Below are 19,464 nucleotides of genomic sequence, written 5' to 3'. Positions count from 1 at the left end.
TGTTCTTCTGCCTTGCCACGATAGAGGGCCGTCCTTAGACAAAGACGGCCCGCTGCGACTGGGTAAAAATCTACTTTGCCTTGTCGAACGCTGCTGAAAGCTGATCAATCGTCTGATGTAAGGCTGTTAAACCGCCGCCGACGAGGTACCAGTTCTGGGGATTGAGATAAACCACCTGATCCTTTTGCCAAGCGGTCGTCTGGCGGACGAGTTCATTATCGAGAACCTGTTTCGCCGAGTTACCTTCACGCCCGATTGCCGCATCACGATCGACCACAAAAAGCCAGTCGGGATTGGCCTTGAGGATAAACTCTGAACTGACTGGCTGGCCGTGATTGCCAATGGAAAGATCGGGAGCGGCGGGCTTTACGCCATAGACATCATGCAACACGCCAAAACGCGAACCAGGCCCGTAGGCGCTGATCTTGCCGCCGGTGGTAAGGATCAGAAGACCGTTGCCCTTGTCGGCAGTCTTCGCCTTTAGTGCTGTAATATCCACATCCAGCTTTTCAGTTTCAGCCTTGGCTTGCGCTTCCTTGTCGAAAATCTGTCCGAGTTTTTCGACATTAGCCTTGGTTCCGGCGATGAAATCCTTGGCGGGCACAGTCAGGTCGATCGTCGGCGCGATTTTTGCCAGTTCGCCATATTTGGCCGCAGAACGTCCGCCAATAATGATGAGGTTGGGTTCGGCCGCGTTGATCGCTTCGTAATCAGGCTCAAACAGCGTGCCGATCTTCGCATAATCGGCCGATTCATATTTTTTGAGATAGTCGGGGAAAGACGCCAACGTCGGCACACCGGAGACTTTCACATCAAGACGGTCGAGGTTATCGAGCGTCGCCAGGTCAAGAACGATAATCTTTTGTGGCGATGCGGGAACGGCTGTCTCACCCTGCGCATGCTTAATGCTTATATCGGCAGCAAAGGCAGCCGACGACAGAGAAACCGCCATAATCGCGGCACCACAAAAACGGGCAAGATATTGACCGATTTTCAGCATGGTTGGTTCCTTTTCCTGATCCTGTAATTTGCTATTTCAATTCTTTTGCGGGTTCTGGCCAAGCAGAATGAAATTCAGGCTGTCGCTGACACTAAGGGGTATCATCGAGCCGTGGTTTTCATCGTCAAAACGATGAAAAGCTGCGTCCATTTGTGGTAGTTTAGAAAGCTCGTCATAAACATCCTTGCCCGAAGGTCCTCCGCGCAATTTGCGTATGCGCTCGACATCCTTCGCGGTTTGCCCCGGATGCCGGATGCGCTTACCTGAAGCTTCGACCAACAGCCGGATCGGCTGCGGGCTCGCTGTGAAGGCCTTAACGAAACGGTCTTTGTCTTTCAGGATCGAACGTTCGTTCCACCAGATGGATGGGTCGGCGGCCGCATAGGTCTGGAACCGGTCGGTGTGATTGAACATTGCGTAGAGCGTAAACAGGCCGCCCAGCGAATGACCGAACAACGCCTGCTTCGATGTATCGATATGAAAACGCTTTTCGATTTCGGGCTTTACCTGGTTTTCGATAAAATCGAAGAAAGCGTCGCGCCCGCCCGTTTTCACATCGCTGGATCGTCCGGCTATCGCTTCCTGCGGGGTCGGTGGCGTGAAATCGAAGTAGCGCAGCTTGACGATTTCATCCTTGTCTTGCGTCGGATATCCGATGCCGACAACAACTGCTTTCAGTTTCGCATTCTCTGCCATCAGTTTTGACGCCATCGGCAACATGCGGTTGCCATCAACCATATAGATGACGGGATAACCGTTCTCGGGCGCCGCTTCTGTGGGCGTTGCGGTAAATATGCGGTAGGAAATGCCATTGGCTTTCATCTCGAAAAATGCCGTGGTGGGTTCTGCTGCCTGCGCGGCAGGCAAAAGGAAAAGGCTTCCAAGCATCAAAAGCGCCTTTTTCTTCAGATTTTTCAAAGCTTTCACCAAACATACCAGTCAAGCAGATGGCACCGGCATCAAAGCCGGCACCAGATCGGGGGATTAGAAGCGTGAAGTCATGCTCACCCAGAGGCGACGGCCATCGACAACGGTATTGAAATCATCGACATCAACCTTCTTGTCGAAGACGTTGTAAACGGCCGCGTTCAGGGTGACATTTTCGCTGAAGTCATAGGAGCCACCCAGATCGAAGGTTGCGTATGGCTTGTACTTGCGCGCCACCACCTTGCCATCACGATAGATTGCTTCACCCGACGAACCAATGCGCGCACCGGCATTGGTTTCCTCACCATGATAATTGGCGCCGGCCCATGCATTGAGACCCTCGACAGGCGTTTCCCAGTCACCGCGCAGGCTCGCCATGTGTTTTGGCGTCCGTGCGAGCGGAAGACCGGCAAAATCTCCCGTCTTCTGTTCGGAATCCGTGTAGGTGTAGTTACCGCGTAGTGTTATCGTGTCGGTCGCTTCCCAGTTGAAAGTCAGTTCCACGCCCTGCATGACCGCATCATCAATGTTGAAAGCGTACCACAAACGATAATTGGGATCCTCGCTCCAGCGCTGGGGATTGCCGTTCGCATCCAGCACGAGTGCGTTGGAAATCTTGTCCTTGAAGTCGGTATAGAAATATGTCGCGCCGAGGCGCAGGCCCGACTGATTGTCCCAGAGAACGCTTGCTTCGTAACTCGTGCTCTTTTCAGGCTGGAGGTCAGGATCGCCGATAATGACGCCACAGGTGCCATCCGGCCCGTAGGAGCAGCCCGCACCACCCGTCGTATAGGCGTAGCCCGGCGCGATAGTGCGTATTTCAGGTGCCTTGAAACCTGTCGAAATACCGCCCTTCAAGGTGAGTTGTTCGGTTGCGTGCCATACGGCATAGCCGCGCGGGCTGAAATGAGAGCCATAAATCTCATGATCGTCCATACGCAGACCGCCGGTCAGCGAAAAATCTGGTGTAATCCACCATTCGTCTTCGGCAAAAAGCGCCCATTGGCGCACGCTGAATTTCTCGTCGAGCCCAGTGCGTCGACCGGGATTCTGATCGGTCAGAACCGTGTCGGTAAACTGACCGCCCGTCACGAGCGTGTGGTTGCCGTAAAACTCAAACGGTGTGGTAAACTTGCCATCAAGAACCGAATTGCGCACATGAGGCGAACGCAGATTCTCGACGTAATCTCCTGCTTTGTTATCCCAGTTAAACGTGGTCCGCTCGGCCCATTCCTGCATGAAGGAGAAGTCCGAAGTCGTCGGCCCCCAGCGGCCGGTATGGCTGATCGACCAATGATCGCGGTCGTTATAATTATAAGCATCGACCGGGTTACGGCCCGACGCACCGATAGTCTTTCCCACAGTCGTATCGCGCCGAAGTCGGGTCTTGCCCAGTTCGAGCATGACATCGTGATCCTCGTTCGGGGTCCAATTGATACGCCCGGTAATGTCGACGTCCTGCTGTTCCGGCGTTCCTTCGATGATCTTGTCTTCCGCACGCTTGAGGCCGCGCCCCCAAAGCTGAACGCCAACCAGGTTGGGCACGATCGGCCCCGTAATATAATAGGAGCCTTGCAGCGAATTGCCGAACTTGGAATGCTGCTGTAGCGTTCCATCAATCGTGAACGAGCCGCCCCACTTGTCCGATACTTTCTTGGTGATGACGTTGATGACGCCGCCCATCGCATCCGAACCGTAGAGCGAGGACATAGGCCCACGGATAACTTCGATCCGCTCTATGGCATTTGCGGGCGGCAGAAAGCTCTGTTCAAAACCAGAATTGCCGTTGGTGCGCGCATCACGGGTGCTCTGTCGCTTGCCATCTACAAGAAGCAGCGTATAGGAACCGGGAAGCCCACGAATGAAGATATCCTTCTCACCCGAAGCTCCCGTCACGGCAACACCCTGCACGTCTTTCAGCGCATCGGTAAGATCGCGATAGGCACCTTTTTCCAGCTCCTCGCCGGGAACAACCGAGATGCTGGCAGGAGCATCGGTGATGTTCTGTTCAAAGCCAGTCGCACTTACCACGATCTGCTTGAGCGTGACGCCTCCATCAACCGCTATACCCTCTTGAGTGGCGGTACTCCCGGTCACGGCGTTATTGGCGGCATTGTTCGCAGCTTGCGCAAAAGCGGAACCTGCACTCACGATAATCGCCGTGGAAAGACAGGTTCCAGCAAGGACCGTTTTGAGAAAAAGCGATGCACCGCCCTTTTGCCTGTTTTCCAAACCGTCAGCCCCTAATTCCCGAAACAAGCTCGTCATTTTAGCCACCGTTTAAAGTTGAGTTCTTAGGTCTCCTTATGTATGGCAATAAGGTGACGTCAATGATCATCTTTTATAAGGTTTCTAAGTTTCAAAAAACGCAAACAAGGAACGGCCTTGGCATGAATGGCAGCGGCCCTAAAAATAGCGGAGCGGAAGGCAAGGCCGAGGGAGAAAACCTGCGGCTTGGCCAGCTACGTCTGCTGATCGCGCTGGATTCACTTCTTGTGGAAGGAAGTGTAGGCGGTGCAGCCAGACAGATGGGATTGAGCACGGCTGCCATGAGCAGGATGCTTGGCCAGATTCGCGAAAAGTTCAACGATCCAATCCTTGTGCGCTCGGGACGCCGGATGGTGGCAACGCCCAAGGCGGAAGCCTTGCGCGGACGCCTCCGACGACTGGCAAATGAAGCCGATGCACTGATGGCAGCAGACATGGAACCGACTGGTGATGTGAACTGCTCGGGACACGAAGGCTGGTCACACAGCTCCATTGTAACGCCACCGCCCCTTAGCATTCGCAAGATCATAGATCTCGAAAACCATCCCACCCCGGAACAGCTGGCGGTGCAGTTTGCCGATATCTGGAGCGAAAACGATCCAACGCGGAGGCTCGCTAAATATATTGCCGTGGTGGGACGCAAGGAAGGCCATACCCGCCCGCTCGAATTGCGCGAGGCAGAGGACGCGTTAACGACAATCCTGACCGGCAAGGCCGACCCGATGCAGATCAGTGCTCTTTTGCGCCTTATCCATTATCGCGGCGAAACCGCGCCCGAACTTGCGGGCATGGTGCGTGCAGCGCGCGGTCTTTATGCCGTGGACAAAAGGATTGCATCACCAGCACTCGACTGGCCAGCCTATATTTCACCAAACTCGACACAATCACCATGGTTCATGCAAGCAGCAAAGCTTGTGGCGCGTGCTGGCTATCCTGTTGTCCTGCACGGGTACTGCGGCAATGGGAACCTTGCCGGGAAACTCGAACTGGCAGCCGAAGTATTGGACATACCAGTTACGCTGTCGCACGATACTGCATCCGATGCGCTAAGGGACAAAGGCGTTTGCTTCATGCCCTTGGCCAGTTTTGCGCCGCAGGTAAATGCCTTGCTATCGCTCTATCCGCTTTTCGAGTCACGTTCATCAATGAACAGCGTCGTGCATCTTCTCAACCCGCTAAACCTCAATGCCTCGTTCCTCGGCGTTTCACAGCCCGCATACCGCGATCTTCACCGTGACGCAGGCATACTTCTCGATATGCATTCCATTTCAGTTGTATCGACCAGCCGTGATGTCGCGGAATTGACCCCGCAGCACAATCATATCATCTACCGCCATATGCATGGTCAATCGAGCGAGTTGTTCCTGCCGATGCTGTCGAAGGAAAACGGTGACAAGCATGCAAGTCTCAGCTCCTTTGAACATTGGCATGCGGTGTGGCTGGGTACGACCGTGGACAAGCGGGCTGAAAACACCGTGATCGCATCGGCAGCCATGGCGATGATGACGTCCGCTATGGCCGATAATGACAGTTATCCCGCCTTTCACGATAAAGCGGCGCACCTCTGGCGCAGCCGCCACAGGACGTAGAGCGTCAGCGGCGGCGAACCAGCATCGCGAGAAAAAACAGACCACCGATAAAACCGGTAATGATACCGACCGGAATATCGTTGGGCGCGAGCAACGTGCGGGCAATAGTGTCGGCAAGAACAAGAAACAACGCCCCGAGCATTGCACTCGCAGGCAGGACAAGACGGTTATCGCCGCCAATCAGAAACCGCGCAATATGCGGCATCATCAGGCCAACAAACCCGATCATGCCGGAAAAAGCCACCAGCACGCCGGTCACGAAAGCGCTGGTAATCAAAAGCGTGAAACGAAGGCGCGTCACGCGAATGCCAAGTGTCGTCGCACTTTCATCGCCCATTGCGAGCGCGTTAAGCGCCCTTGCATTGATCATGAAGATCAACCCGGCAATCAGAAATGCTACAAACGGCATTGCAAGATTGCTCCATTGCGCCAACCCGAAACCGCCCAGCATCCAGAAGACAACATTTGCCACCGCGCGCGGATCGGCGAATAAAATGACAAGATTGGCAGCGGCGGAAATAATGAAGGAGATTGCCACACCGGCAAGCACAAGCTGCGTCCGGTCGGTGGCGCGCGTCATACCCGCAGCTGCAAGGATCAACAGCGTCGCCAGGAGCGCGCCCGCAAAGGCAAAGAATGGCACCGTTATTGGTCCCAGAACGTTGCCGACCAACAGGATCGCCACATTGGCACCAAGTGCGGCGCCAGCCGATACCCCAAGAAGGTGCGGATCGGCGAGCGGATTGCGGGTGATGCCCTGCATGGCAGCTCCTGCCATGCCGAGCCCCGCCCCGACGATTGCCGCCAGAAGCGCACGCGGAAAGCGCAGGCTCAAAACGATATTTTCGCGCCCGGTCGACCAGAAGGGTTCAATCATGTCCGGCGCAAGCCTGTGCAAGGCAATCGACCAGATGGTCGAAAAGGGAATGCGTGCCGAACCAAGGCTTACCGACAGGGTCAGCGCCAGGACGATTAGCCCGCAACCGCAAAAGAGCATAAGCCCCTGCCGGGAGCGCAGGGGTAGTCTCGCCTGGCCGCGTTTGTGCACAAGGGTACCGCCTGTGGTTTCATTTGCCATGCAAAAACTCCGCCACCCGTTCGGCAGCCGAAACATTGCGCGGGCCCGGCGTCAGGTCGTCATAGCCCAGCACGAGAAAGCGTTCGTTGCGGACTGCATCGACATTGGCGAAAGCGGGCATGCTTTTGAGGAAAGCGATCTTCTCATCGGCGGTGACTTCGCCATAGTCGACGATGACGATTGCTGACGGATTGCGGTCCACCATGGTTTCCCAATCGATCCTGATCCAGTTTGAAGCGACATCGGAAAAAATATTGCTGCCGCCCGCCGCATCGATGATCGCCTGCGGCATGGAATAGCCGCCTGCACTGATGGCGACGCGTTCACCGGAATCATAGATGAAAACACTCGGTTGTTGTTTGCCGCGGACATCTTCTTCGACCTTGGCAATACGCTTGCGATAGTCGGACACGAGAGCAGAGGCGCGCTCGGGAACGCCGAAGATCGTGGCCAGGTTCTCCAGATCGCCATAGAGGTAGTCGAATGTCGGATGAACTTCCCTACCAAGCCGCACACAGGATTCCGAAAGCTCATAGACAGGAATACCATAGGCTGAAAGTGTGTCGGGCGTAACCTCACCGCCGACCCGCATGCCATAGCTCCATCCGGCGAAATAGAAATCGATCTCCTTTTCAAGAAAAAGTTCCAGCGAAGGATAGCTGCGCTGCAATTCGGGCAGGTCGGCGATCGCCGGAAAATCTCTGAAAGACGATGCCTTGAGCCTGTCGCCCTGACCGATAAAGCCAGCCATATGGCCCTCTAGACCAAGTGCCAGCATGATCTCGGTGAGATTGGAGCCATAAGAAGCCGCATGTGCAGGCGCTTTCTCGATGGTTACTTTACGGCCACAGCTTTCGACGGTTACGGGAAAGGCTGTCGCTTCCTTCACGAAAATAGCGACAAGAAGCAGAGAAAAGACGACGACACGTTTCATGACGCGCGCTCCTGTGGCAGACGGAAAGCGAAGCGTATTTCGCTTTCAAATTTGCTTACTGTAGCCTCGACATCAAAGGCGCGACGGATAACAGCCGGAATCAGGACATCGGCAGGCTCGCCTCTGGCGATCACATGGCCTTCATGCATGACAATGACCTGGTCGGCGAGTGCTGCGGCAAGCGTCAGGTCATGCAGCGTCATGACGATCGTGATGTCGAGACCGCGCAGGGCTTCGAGAATTTCAAGCTGGTGCCGGATATCGAGATGGTTGGTCGGCTCATCCAGAACCAGAAGCCCCGGCTCCTGCACCAGAGCACGCGCGATAAGCGTGCGCTGCCTTTCACCGCCCGAAACAACCGCAAAAGGTTTTTCGGCCAGAGCCAAGAGATCGAGACGCTCCAGCATGGTCTCGACGATTTCTCCCTCGCCCGAGGGCAACCCGAACAGACCACGCCTGTGCGGCATGCGCCCCATGGCAACGACTTCACGCACCGTGAAGGGAAAGTCCGGCATTGTTTCCTGAAGCACCGTTGCAATCTTGCGTGCAACATCACGCGGCGTCATTTTCCAGATATCGCTGCCGTCGAGCAGAGTTTGCCCGCCAGACGGTCGGTACAGCCGGTAGATACAGCGCAGCAGACTGGATTTTCCCGCACCGTTTGCGCCGACGATCACCGTCACGGATCGCGGCGCGACGTCGAAGCTTATATCCTCAATGATGCGACGGTCAGCCGAAGGCCCCCAAGTCACATTCCTGATATGAAGGCCGAACGGCGTCATCAGTTTCCCTAGAACTTGAACCGAGCAGAGAGGGTTGCCGTGCGCGGTGGCGCCAGATACCACTGCGTGCTGCCGCCGGACGTCGCATAGACCTCATCGAACAGGTTATAAACATTGAGTTCGAATGTCGCCTTGTCGGTGGGTCGCCATTGCAGCCCCGCATCGACCGTCACATAGGAAGGCCGTGTCACCGTGTTGGCATCATTGACATAGGTCTTGCCGACATAATGCAGCCCGCCATAGGCCATCCAATTCTCAAGGAAGCTCCAGCTTGCAAAGAGATTGGCCGCCTGCTCCGGCACATTGGGAGGCGTATTGCCGGAGAAATCACCACCGGCTTGCAAATAATCATCAAATTGCGCTTTCAGAATCGTGCCATTGGCTTCCACGCGCCAACCATAGTCAAGATCGATACCGAGCGATGCTTCAATGCCTTTCGAGGATTGCTGCCCGATCTGGCGCACGATGGTGCGGTCATCGGGGTCACGTGCCAGCACATCCTTTTTGACTATATGATAGGCGGAAAGCGTTGCATCCGCCCGCCCGTCAAGAAAGCTGAACTTGACGCCCGCCTCATATTGCTCGCCGCGCGGCAGGGAATAATCGCGCTGCGCATCCGAAAGTGACAGGATATTGCTGATCGGCTCGGAGGCTTGTGAATATTGCGCGTAAAAGGCAATATCTGGCAATGGCGTGTAGACCGCCCCAACACGCCAGTTGAAACTGTCAAGATTGCGTGAAAAGCTGCTTCCCGTCTCGGGATTTGTGCGCCTCAGGCGGGGATCGTCATAACGAAGCCCCGCAACGATCGACCATTGCTCGTTGAGCTTGAGATTATTGTCGGCAAAGAGCGAATATTGCCATGTCTTGCTGTCGAGAGTGGTGCGAAACGGGTCGGTACCGATGAAAAACCCCGGATCGAAATTGATCGGATCAACCACGGATTCCCCGCCCCTATAGGGGGAATTATTGCTGTTCCTAAAGCGGATACGGTTGACGTCGAAACCAATGACGGTCTCGTTTTCCATGCCCCCGAGGTTATGTTTGAATTTCACATCCGTCCGGTGTCCGACCTGCTCCTGATGGTGGTTGATCGCGATATAGCTATCCCGAAGGATGTCGTTCGTTTCCGGGCGGTAGAGATAGCTTTCGGCATTGCGCCAGTCGCGATCACTGAACAGATAATAGGTCGTGGAACGAACCGAGATGTTTTCATCCGGCGTCCACTCTGCTTTGAGCTGCGTGATATGGTCATGAAAGCGCACGCGGGAATCGAGCACATTATAGTTTTCATCGCGAAAGCGCTTGTCCAGCCGCCCATTGACCAGGGGCGTGCCGAAATAAGCGGACGGTTTGTTCAGCCCATGATCATGTGAAAGCGTCAAAGCCAGTTCATCGGTCGCCTGCCAGCGAAGCCCACCGGAAATGGCGAAACTCGACGCATCCCCACGCTCCATCCATCCATCCGATCCCTTGGCGCTGACATCGATATTATAGGCAAAACGGTCATCGATGGGCCCGGCGCTGCCAAATGCTATGCCCTTCTGGCCATCGGTGCCTATCATGGTACGCATTTCGTTGCGACGACCTTGCGTGAGCGGCTTCTTCGGTACGACGTTGATCGCCCCGCCAATGGAACCTTCGCCATAAAGAACCGAAGCAGGTCCATGCAGAACCTCGATCCGCTCGACCGCCCAGCTATCGAATGGAAAGGTGATGGTGCCGGAACCGGGATAAAGTTTTACGCCGTCATAAAGCCGCGTCACCGAACCTTGGCCGGAAAAGCCGCGCATGCTTAGGGCTGTGCCGCCATTACCCGGTGTACCGAGAAAATTGATGCCAATACCGTTACGCACGATTGCCTGATTGACATCCATCTGCCCGCGCTCGCGGATCGTCTCGCCGTCGATGACTTCGACGCTGGCGGGTGTCTGGCGCGCGGTCAGCCCTAGCCAGCTACCAGCATTGGAGACTTCATCGAGGTTTGGCCCGGCCCCACGCTTTTGCCCGCTGATGGCAATGGGATCAAGTACCACCTCCGGTTGCGTGCCCGTTGAAGGCGACTGCGCGAAAACAACACTGCCTGTGAGCGAGAAAAACCCGACGCCCACGGCAAGAATCTTATGGCATCGTGATGAGGGAAGCCGAAAACGGCAAGCAAAGTCGAGTGGCGCTATCGGCGCAGAAAATTTCAGATAAGGCATTCCATGGTCCAGCGGTACGTTGCTCGTCACCGCGACCACAGTCTCCCCATGAATATATGGATCCCCTGTCTTTCATCAGGAAACCCCGCCCGATGTGCACGCGCATGACTACGGCTGACGGCAGGTCTCCTGGCTCGCGGCTCACTGTTTTGCGTCGCCTTCCCGGGACCGCTGGCCCAGTGGCATGTGACGAAAACTAACCGCCTACAGTTGCGGGGGCAGCTGCGGCATCAGGCATTGGCCTTCACCGCATTCCCTTTTGATCCCCTTTCGGGAAACCGTCGTGATCACTTAGGCGTTGCCCGACTGCTTCGTCAAGCGACCCTCAATAACTATCGCTGAAAAAGCCCCCTGATGGTTTTAGCTTCGCCGCAAAATGGTGACGTAGAATCCATCTGTATCGGTCGAGAGAGGAGAGAAAACACTTCCATGTCGGGGAAAGACCGGTGTGGCCGAAACTCTATCGGGCACGGTAGCCTGCCAGAGGGATTTCGGCGAAGCTTCCGAAAAATCCATATTGGCACTCAGAAACCGCTCAATCTGCGCGGTGTTTTCCTCTGCAAACAGCGAACAGGTGACATAGGCAAGCCGTCCGCCGGGACGTACATAGTGTTTCGCGGCATCAAGAACCTGCGCCTGATCCTGCACCCGCCGCTCCAATTGCTGTTCATTGAGCCGCCATTTGGCGTCAGGCCTGCGCCGCCAGGTACCGGAACCCGTGCAGGGCGCGTCGGTTAAAACGACGTCCATTCGACCGACAAGCGGTTCAAGTGTATCGAGTTTTCCATGCACCTGCGTGTTGCGCGCACCCGCGCGTTGCAATCGTTCATGCATCGGTGACAAGCGCGCGAGCTCGGCATCATAAGCATGGACCTGTCCGCGATTATCCATCATCGCAGCAAGCGCCAGCGTCTTGCCGCCAGCACCCGCGCAATAATCTAGCACCTGCTCGCCTGGTTTTACTCCGGCAAAGAGTGCCGCAAGCTGTGAGCCCAGATCCTGCACCTCAAACCAGCCGTCAAGAAAGGCCTGTTCGCCCTGCACATTGGGATGGCGTCCCAAAGCTTCGATGGGGGGAATACGCAAAGCTTGCGAAAGAAACGGTGCTGGTCTGGCTCCAGCCTTTTCCAGCGCGGCAAGAACCTGCTCGGGTTTTGCTTTGAGACTGTTGATGCGCAGATCGACCGGTGGACGCGCGGCAAGCGCCGTGCCCTCCTCGACCCAGCGCGGTCCGAAAAGCGCTTCCAAAGACTGTGCACACCATTGCGGCACATCGGCACGCACATGCGCTGGCGCATCGTTGATGTCACGGTTTTCCCATGCAGAGCGGCGTTCGGCTTCCAGCGTCGCAGGCGCAAATTTGTCGCCATCGAGCATGGCATCAATCGTTGCCATATCCATACCACCATCAGCCAAAAGCGCACCAAAGGCGAGCGAACGGGCATCGTCGCCATCCATCCGCCACGCGATGGAAAGCTTGCGGCGCAAGGCGTCATAAACGATATTACCGATGACGGCACGGTCACCAGCCCCGGCAAAACGGTGTGCTGCGCCCCAATCCTTGAGTGCTTCGGAAGCCGGGCGCTTGCCCGCATCGATTGCACCCAGAACCTCGATTGCCGCCTGCAGGCGTCCACCAAGCCGCATGATTTCTCCTTATTAAACTATGCTCCCGGCATAGCCTTCCTTGCAGGCAAAAGGCAATCGTCAATTGGCTTATCGTCCCAAGCAAACAGAAAAGCCGGAGCAACGCCCCGGCTTTTCATGACAATCGGCTCACCGCCAATCATTCAGCGGCAGTCGTTGCCTCTTCTTCCAGCGCGATCGTATTGGCTTCATAGCCATGCGCTTTTTTGAGCGCGGCTCTTACGCCGGCTTCATAATCGGGATGAATCAACCGGAAGTGACCGAGCTGACGCTCGATGATAAAGCCCGGAACCCCGGTCATGGCAGCGGCGATGTTGGAAAACAGCCGCTGCTTTTCGCCATCGTTGAACAGGTTGAACAGCGCGCGCGGTTGCGAATAATCATCATTACCGATGCGGTGGTCATAGCGTGCAGCGTCCCCGGAGATGCGCAGCGGCGGCTCCTTGGCGGCAGGTTGTTCAACCGGGCCGTTGAACGAATTCGGCTCGTAATAGGCATCCGGGTTGCCGGTCTTGATGCCGCCATAGACGTTCATCTGACCATCGCGATGATAGTGGTGAACCGGGCACTTGGGCTGGTTGACCGGGATGGTTTCATAATGTGTGCCAAGGCGATGACGATGCGCATCCGCATAAGAGAAGATACGTGCCTGCAGCATTTTGTCCGGTGAATAGCTGATCCCCGGCACGATATTCGACGGCGAGAAAGCGGCATTCTCGATTTCGGTAAAATAGTTTTCCGGGTTGCGGTTCAACTCCATGACGCCGATATCGATGGGCGGATAATCGGCATGGGGCCAAACTTTTGTCAGATCGAAGGGATTATAAGGCGTTTTGTCGGCATCGAGTTCCGGCATGATCTGCACCTGAACTTTCCACTTTGGATAATCGCCGTTTTCAATGGAGGTGAAGAGGTCTTCCTGCGTGGATTCGCGCGTGCGCCCAATGACGCGTTCCGCCTCATCATTGGTCCAGTGCTTGTGCCCCTGCAAGGTCTTGAAATGGAACTTTACCCAGTAACGCTCGCCCGCATCGTTCCAGAAGGAATAGGTGTGCGAGCCATAACCGTTGATATGGCGCACGTCAGTGGGAAGGCCGCGATCCGACATCAGGATTGTCACCTGATGCAGGCTTTCAGGTGACAGCGACCAGAAATCCCACATGGCGGTGGCGGAGCGCAGATTGGTTTTCGGATGGCGTTTCTGCGTATGAATGAAATCGGGGAACTTGACCGGATCGCGCACGAAGAACACCGGCGTGTTGTTGCCAACCAGATCCCAGTTGCCCTCTTCGGTATAAAATTTCAGGGCAAAGCCGCGCACATCGCGCTCGGCATCGGCCGCACCCTGCTCACCGGCAACGGTTGAAAAGCGCGCCAGCATCGGCGTCTTTGCACCCGGCTGCAAAGCTTTGGCATTGGTATATCTGGAAATGTCGCCGGTAATGCTCAACGTACCAAATGCACCCCACCCCTTGGCATGAACGGGACGTTCGGGAATACGCTCGCGGTTCTGATGGCTGAGCTTTTCAATGAGCTGATAGTCCTGCAACAGCAGAGGACCGCGCTCGCCTGCGGTCAGGGAATTCTGATTGTCCGGTACCGGAGCACCGGCACTGGTCGTCATGATAGGACGGTCTGCCATGGGAATATTCCTTCCTGAAAAGCTCGCGTTAAAACGGAGCCTAGCCTTGCTGGGGCGGAGGGCGATAAAAAGCCGTCGCACCGTGGCTAGGGTACGAAGCAGTTTAGACCCGTTCCAATCATAACCTCCAATTGCTTTTTCTGTTATTTTTGATAGGTTTTTCCTATCATGTTTACCATTCGTCAGATGCGCTATTTCGATGCGCTTGCCACCACGCTGCATTTTCGCAGGGCAGCCGAACTCGTCCACGTCTCCCAGCCCGCTTTATCAGCACAAATCGCCGAGATGGAATCGGCTGCCGGGGCACCGCTTTTCGAGCGTTCCTCGCGCAATGTCATCATGACGGAACTGGGCAAGGAGCTTCATTCCGGCATCCGCACGATCCTGCATGAGTTACAGGCGCTGGAAGAAATCACCGCGCAAAGTCGCGGCCTGATGCAGTCGGGCTTGCGGCTCGGCGTTATTCCAACCGTCGCACCCTATCTGGTCCCGATGCTCATTCCGCTTTTGCGCGAGCGGCATCCCGCGTTTCGCCTGCACTTACGCGAAAGCGTGACTGCACGCTTGCTGGATGAGTTGCACGCGGGCGAAATAGACGCCTTCGTTGCAGCCCTCCCCATCGATGACGAGCGGCTTGCTCATAAGAAGCTTTTCGACGACCGTTTTCTGATCGCCACATCCAGCAACGACCAGACGGTTCTCACCTCGCCTATGACACAGAATACGATTGCTCTGGAACGGCTGCTGCTGCTGGAAGAAGGCCACTGCATGCGTGATCAGGCGCTCGCCGTCTGTTCGCTGCCATCGCAGCGCCAGCTCGTCAAATATGGCGCAACCAGCATGACCACGCTTTTGCAGATGGTGAGCCACGGCATGGGGCTGACGCTTATTCCCGAAATCGCCGTACGCGCAGAGGCGCGCAGCACACGGATGCGCATCGTGCCCTTCGAGGGTGAACAGCCCAAACGCGAAATCGGTCTTTTCTGGCGCAGGCAAAGCATGCGTCGCAAGGATTTTCAGGCGCTGGCCCAATGCATCATCGAATGTTCGAACAAATGGCGACTACCGGATAAGGAATTGCAGGCTCTCGGAGCATAAAAAACGCGGCTCGTGGCCGCGTTTTTCATGCAATATATGCAGAAGCTCACACACTGCCCGGATAGTTTGGGCTTTCGCGAGTGATCGTCACGCCATGGGAATGACTTTCACGCAGACCCGCATTAGTGATGCGCACAAACTGGGCCTTATCGCGGAATTCTTCCAGCGTTTTCGCACCCACATAGCCCATGGAAGCGCGAAGACCGCCTGCAAGCTGGTGAAGGATCGCAGCGATCGGCCCCTTGTAGGCGACCTGACCTTCGATGCCTTCGGGCACCAGTTTCAGCTCGTCGCGCACTTCCGCCTGAAAATAGCGATCCGCCGAACCACGCGCCATGGCGCCAACCGAACCCATGCCGCGATAGGCTTTGAACGAGCGCCCCTGATGCAGATAGACCTCACCGGGGCTTTCTTCCGTACCCGCCAGAAGTGAACCGGCCATGGCAGCAACGGCACCTGCGGCCAGCGCCTTGGCGAAATCACCGGAGAATTTGATGCCGCCATCGGCAATTACCGGGATATTGTGCTTATGCGCGGCTTCAACCGCCGCCATGATGGCGGAAAGCTGCGGAACGCCGACGCCTGCAACGATACGTGTGGTGCAGATGGAGCCCGGTCCAATGCCGACCTTGACCGCATCGGCGCCGGCATCGATCAGTGCCTGTGTACCGCCTGCGGTTGCCACATTGCCAGCGAGAATAGCGACATTCGGATAGGCCTTCTTGATGCGAGCCACCGCATCAAGAACGCGCTGCGAATGGCCATGTGCCGTATCGACCACCAGAAGATCGACGCCTGCATCAATAAGACGTTCGGCGCGCTCATAGCCGTCTTCACCGACACTGGTCGCAGCAGCGGCACGCAGGCGGCCCTGCGCATCTTTCGCGGCATTCGGGTTAAGCTGCGACTTTTCAATATCCTTGACGGTGACAAGACCAACACAGCGACCCTGATCGTCGACGACCAGCAGCTTTTCAATGCGATGGCTGTGTAGAAGCCGCTTGGCCTCATCCTGCTCTACGTTCTCGCGCACGGTGACGAGATTTTCGCGCGTCATTAATTCGTGGATTTTCTGGTTGGGATCAGAGGCAAAGCGCACGTCGCGGTTGGTCAAAATACCGACGAGACGGCCCGGACCCTTGGCAGCAGCTTCTACCACCGGAATACCGGAAATGCCGTGCGCCTTCATCAGCGCCTGCGCATCGGCAAGGCTTGCGTCCGGTCCGATGGTGACCGGATTGACAACCATGCCTGATTCGAACTTCTTGACCTGACGCACTTCTTCCGCCTGACGCTCCGGCGTCAAATTGCGGTGAATGACGCCGATGCCGCCAGCCTGTGCCATGGCTATTGCTAGGCGCGATTCGGTGACCGTATCCATGGCAGCTGACAAGAGCGGCAGATTGAGCTCGATATCGGCAGCGATGCGGGTGCGCAGATCGACCTGTCCCGGCATGACTTCGGAATGTCCGGGCTGCAACAGCACATCGTCGAATGTGAGAGCCATAACGCCGGTGGGCGATTCCACGATTTTAGCCATTGCCAATTCCTTTACCGGTTTTATCGAATGAGAAAAGCCGTCTCTCCGGAAAGCGTCCGGGAGCAACGGCTGGTCTTGGTTTTCTAGTTGAATTGGCACCGGCTCGTAACATGCTTATGAAGAAATGGAAAGGCTTTTGCTGACAAGTTTCGGTTACCGGATGGAATTATTGATTATACCGTCAAAATTTGTTGCGAGCGGGGCGGTTATGCCGTTGATAATCGCCGCACCGAAAAAATATGGATGGGAGGCCGGGCATGATTGAGCTTTTGGACGGCAGTATCAGCGATGTGCCGGGGTTGAAGCTCGGTCATCATACGCTGTCAAAACGCTCGACCGGTTGCACGGTGCTACTTTTTGACGAAGGCGCAACGGCAGGCGTCGATGTGCGTGGGGCGGCACCCGGCACGCGTGAAACTGATCTACTCGATCCCGTCAATCTGGTCGACAAGGTGCATGCCGTGATGCTGAGCGGCGGCAGCGCCTATGGTCTTGATACCGCGACCGGCGCAATGCGCTATCTGGAAGAACATGGCGTTGGCTTCAAGATCGCTGGCGGCGTGGTACCGATCGTTCCCGCTGCCGTATTGATGGACCTGGGCGTTGGTGATTTTTCCATCCGCCCCGATGCAGAAGCGGGCTATCTTGCCTGTAAGGCGGCAAGCGACCAGCCGTCGGGCGAAGGGAATATCGGTGCCGGAGCTGGTGCTGCCGTCGGTAAGATGTTTGGCATGGAACATGCCATGAAGGGCGGGCTAGGCACTGCAAGCCACGCCATACCCGGAACAGATATTGTTATTGGCGCTATTGTTGCAGTGAACGCTGTGGGTGATGTCTACGCACCAAATTCGAACCGGATTCTGGCCGGTGCCCGCTGTGCAGAAGACAAAGGTTTTCGCAACAGCATGGGCGCAATCATGCAAGGCCACGGCGTCGTGCCATCGGCAGGGGGTAACACCACAATCGGTGCAATCGCCACCAATGCGCTCTTCAACAAGGCGGAACTGAAAAAGATCGCCGCAATGACCCATGACGGCTTTGCACGCGCAATCAATCCCGTGCACACCATGTGGGATGGCGACACGATCTTTGCGCTTTCAACCGGTAAAGCAGCAGGCGTCAAGGCGGATGTCACCGCCATCGGTGCCATTGCCGCAACCGTGATGGCGCATGCCATTGCGCGCGCCATCATTTATGCCGCAAGCCTTCCCGGCTTGCCCGCTTACAAGGACTATTGCCCGGAATAAGCCGTTACGTCGAAAGGGCCGCTATCGCTGTTTACTTTCAGCGCGCCCCTTCATAAAATTCCAGAGATAACAGCTTGCACGTCATACAGCGAGACATTGGGCGTGGCTCGCGACAATGCGTTGATGACCGCGCAATCATCGAGCTTGGAAAGCAGGAACAGAACTCAGTCCAATGGACTGAGTTCCTTGCGTCGACGTTCCCGGTGTAAAGACATAATGTAAGTCTGCCTGACGCGGCAGATAATACGGCTCCATTATGATTGGAGCCGTATGCCAATTACCCGGCCATCATTTCCAGACTGTCATCTTGGAAAATTCGGGATCCTGCTTTTCTTTACCGGCCTGCTCACATGCAGCCGCTTCGTCTTTGACGATTGCTGCTAGCTCGCCGCCAACCAGCATACCGTATACAACAGAAAGATGTTTCTCATGACGGTCCTTCTGTTCGGCAGAGGCCTTCTCATCACCCTGCAACGTCAGCGGCTGGAACTGGTCGACGAATTTCTTCTTATCAACCTCAAAGCCTTTACAGGCATCAGCAATCGCCACCTGGTGAGCCAAAAGATTGAGCGTGGTGATCTGCTCAGGCGAAAGAATTCCGTTGAGCAAAGCAATAGCGTGTTCACGCACAAAGCTCGACGTAACATCGCCGGATGCAGTCTGTTCAGCCTGTGCAGAAGACACCGTGAAGACGAGCAGGGCAGAAAAAATCCATTTCTTCATAATCATGTTCCGTCTTGCTCTCAAAATACCTTGCGGGTCCAGGAAGGCATAAGATGCCCATGCCGGTTATAGCAGGCGCGCTGGTTGGGATAACAGGTGATGTCAGCACCTGGGCTGAACGGCGCACCATAGGGTTGCGCACCGCCGCCGATGGAAGGCTGTGGCGCATAGGGTACGGCACCTCCGCCAATACCACCGTAATAGGGTCGTGGCGGCATGGGCGGAGGCGGCGGACCATAGGGATTGTAATAATTCGCGCCATTATTGTCATCGTAGTCATCACGATGATCATGGGAGGAAGCAGCCAGCGCCAGCCCTCCGATCAGAAGGCCACCAATCACAGCCCCGGCGATATCATCGCCGTGATGATGGTGGTCCGCCAATGCAGGTTGCGCGGCAAAACTGAAAACAACCGTTGCGGCCAGAAATGCTGATGCCCATTTCATGAGGCTCTCCTTGGTGTGGAGGCACTTGGATTTACCAACGGCTGCGCTTCAAGCCGCCTGCTGAAAAGCAGCAGCGCAAGAAATTTGGAGCGAATTGACAGTTGGCGCACGTTGTTCTCCAGTGCCGTCTATCGAAAACTAAATTGAATGCAGAATCGGATCAAAGCTTTTGCATTGGAGGCGAACCAATCTGCTACCACGCATCGAGATGGAAACGAATCTATAAGATTTCACAAATCAAGCATCGTGAGTTCAATTAGCAACACACTACGAAAACGGTCAAGATATATATTATCGTTATTTTAGGATTACCTAATTAAGAAATAAACATTTTGGATG

The 19,464-nt window shown here is 55.7% G+C and carries 14 protein-coding genes, 1 pseudogene and 1 riboswitch; of the genes and pseudogenes, 3 read left to right on the top strand and 12 right to left on the bottom strand.

Annotation, left to right across the window (positions count from 1 at the left end; translation table 11 throughout):
• Positions 1–70 precede the first annotated feature (70 nt).
• Genes AAIB41_RS12420 through AAIB41_RS12410 form a run of 3 tightly spaced genes read right to left on the bottom strand, consistent with a single transcriptional unit; the run spans position 71 to position 4,195 of the window.
• Entirely contained in the window at positions 71–1,000 is a 930-nt protein-coding gene (locus AAIB41_RS12420) for a siderophore ABC transporter substrate-binding protein (RefSeq protein ID WP_343315602.1), read from the bottom strand.
• Positions 1,001–1,036: 36 nt separating this feature from the next.
• On the bottom strand, positions 1,037–1,927 hold the full coding sequence (locus tag AAIB41_RS12415; protein ID WP_343315601.1) for an alpha/beta hydrolase-fold protein: 891 nt from the start codon (positions 1,925–1,927) through the stop codon (positions 1,037–1,039).
• Between the two features lie 57 nt (positions 1,928–1,984).
• Entirely contained in the window at positions 1,985–4,195 is a 2,211-nt protein-coding gene (locus AAIB41_RS12410; protein ID WP_343315600.1) for a TonB-dependent receptor, read from the bottom strand.
• Between the two features lie 122 nt (positions 4,196–4,317).
• On the opposite strand from AAIB41_RS12410, the gene AAIB41_RS12405 reads away from it, so the two are divergent.
• Entirely contained in the window at positions 4,318–5,784 is a 1,467-nt protein-coding gene (locus tag AAIB41_RS12405; RefSeq protein ID WP_343315599.1) for a glycosyl transferase family protein, read from the top strand.
• Between the two features lie 4 nt (positions 5,785–5,788).
• Here AAIB41_RS12405 and AAIB41_RS12400 read toward each other — a convergent pair whose 3' ends face one another.
• The 6 genes from AAIB41_RS12400 to katA form a co-directional block, all read right to left on the bottom strand.
• On the bottom strand, positions 5,789–6,862 hold the full coding sequence (locus AAIB41_RS12400) for an iron ABC transporter permease (protein ID WP_343315598.1): 1,074 nt from the start codon (positions 6,860–6,862) through the stop codon (positions 5,789–5,791).
• The gene (locus AAIB41_RS12395) at positions 6,852–7,796 is read right to left on the bottom strand and encodes an ABC transporter substrate-binding protein (protein ID WP_343315597.1); all 945 of its coding nucleotides are present in this window, start codon (positions 7,794–7,796) and stop codon (positions 6,852–6,854) included. The genes AAIB41_RS12400 and AAIB41_RS12395 overlap by 11 nt, the downstream gene beginning before the upstream one ends.
• The gene (locus tag AAIB41_RS12390) at positions 7,793–8,578 is read right to left on the bottom strand and encodes an ABC transporter ATP-binding protein (protein WP_343315596.1); all 786 of its coding nucleotides are present in this window, start codon (positions 8,576–8,578) and stop codon (positions 7,793–7,795) included. The genes AAIB41_RS12395 and AAIB41_RS12390 overlap by 4 nt, the downstream gene beginning before the upstream one ends.
• Positions 8,579–8,586: 8 nt before the next feature.
• A complete protein-coding gene (locus tag AAIB41_RS12385) occupies positions 8,587–10,782 on the bottom strand; it encodes a TonB-dependent receptor (protein ID WP_343315595.1) in 2,196 nt (731 codons plus the stop codon).
• Positions 10,783–10,883: 101 nt separating this feature from the next.
• A riboswitch (cobalamin riboswitch) is annotated at positions 10,884–11,080 on the bottom strand.
• Positions 11,081–11,142: 62 nt separating this feature from the next.
• Positions 11,143–12,429: an RsmB/NOP family class I SAM-dependent RNA methyltransferase gene (locus AAIB41_RS12380; protein ID WP_343315594.1), complete on the bottom strand. Its 1,287-nt coding sequence runs from the start codon at positions 12,427–12,429 to the stop codon at positions 11,143–11,145.
• A gap of 139 nt (positions 12,430–12,568) precedes the next feature.
• Entirely contained in the window at positions 12,569–14,071 is a 1,503-nt protein-coding gene (katA, locus tag AAIB41_RS12375; protein ID WP_343315593.1) for a catalase KatA, read from the bottom strand.
• A gap of 168 nt (positions 14,072–14,239) precedes the next feature.
• Between katA and AAIB41_RS12370 the strand changes: the two genes are divergently transcribed.
• The gene (locus tag AAIB41_RS12370) at positions 14,240–15,169 is read left to right on the top strand and encodes a hydrogen peroxide-inducible genes activator (protein ID WP_343315592.1); all 930 of its coding nucleotides are present in this window, start codon (positions 14,240–14,242) and stop codon (positions 15,167–15,169) included.
• 46 nt (positions 15,170–15,215) lie between these two features.
• On the opposite strand, the gene guaB is transcribed toward AAIB41_RS12370, so the two are convergent.
• Complete coding sequence (gene guaB, locus AAIB41_RS12365; RefSeq protein WP_343315591.1) at positions 15,216–16,709, bottom strand: IMP dehydrogenase; 1,494 nt, start codon at positions 16,707–16,709, stop codon at positions 15,216–15,218.
• Positions 16,710–16,951: 242 nt separating this feature from the next.
• Between guaB and AAIB41_RS12360 the strand changes: the two are divergent.
• Positions 16,952–17,956 (top strand): annotated as a pseudogene (locus AAIB41_RS12360) (P1 family peptidase); the annotation flags it as partial.
• A gap of 288 nt (positions 17,957–18,244) precedes the next feature.
• On the opposite strand, the gene AAIB41_RS12355 reads toward AAIB41_RS12360, so the two are convergent.
• Positions 18,245–18,679, bottom strand: coding sequence for a hypothetical protein (locus AAIB41_RS12355; protein WP_343315590.1), 435 nt, complete (start codon positions 18,677–18,679; stop codon positions 18,245–18,247).
• Between the two features lie 20 nt (positions 18,680–18,699).
• A complete protein-coding gene (locus AAIB41_RS12350) occupies positions 18,700–19,125 on the bottom strand; it encodes a hypothetical protein (protein ID WP_343315589.1) in 426 nt (141 codons plus the stop codon).
• Between the last annotated feature and the right edge of the window lie 339 nt (positions 19,126–19,464).

The organism is Brucella sp. BE17, from assembly GCF_039545455.1.
In the GTDB taxonomy this organism is placed as follows: domain Bacteria; phylum Pseudomonadota; class Alphaproteobacteria; order Rhizobiales; family Rhizobiaceae; genus Brucella.
The sequence above is the reverse complement of the archived record's forward strand: the minus strand, read 5'-3'. Positions and strand labels throughout refer to the sequence as shown.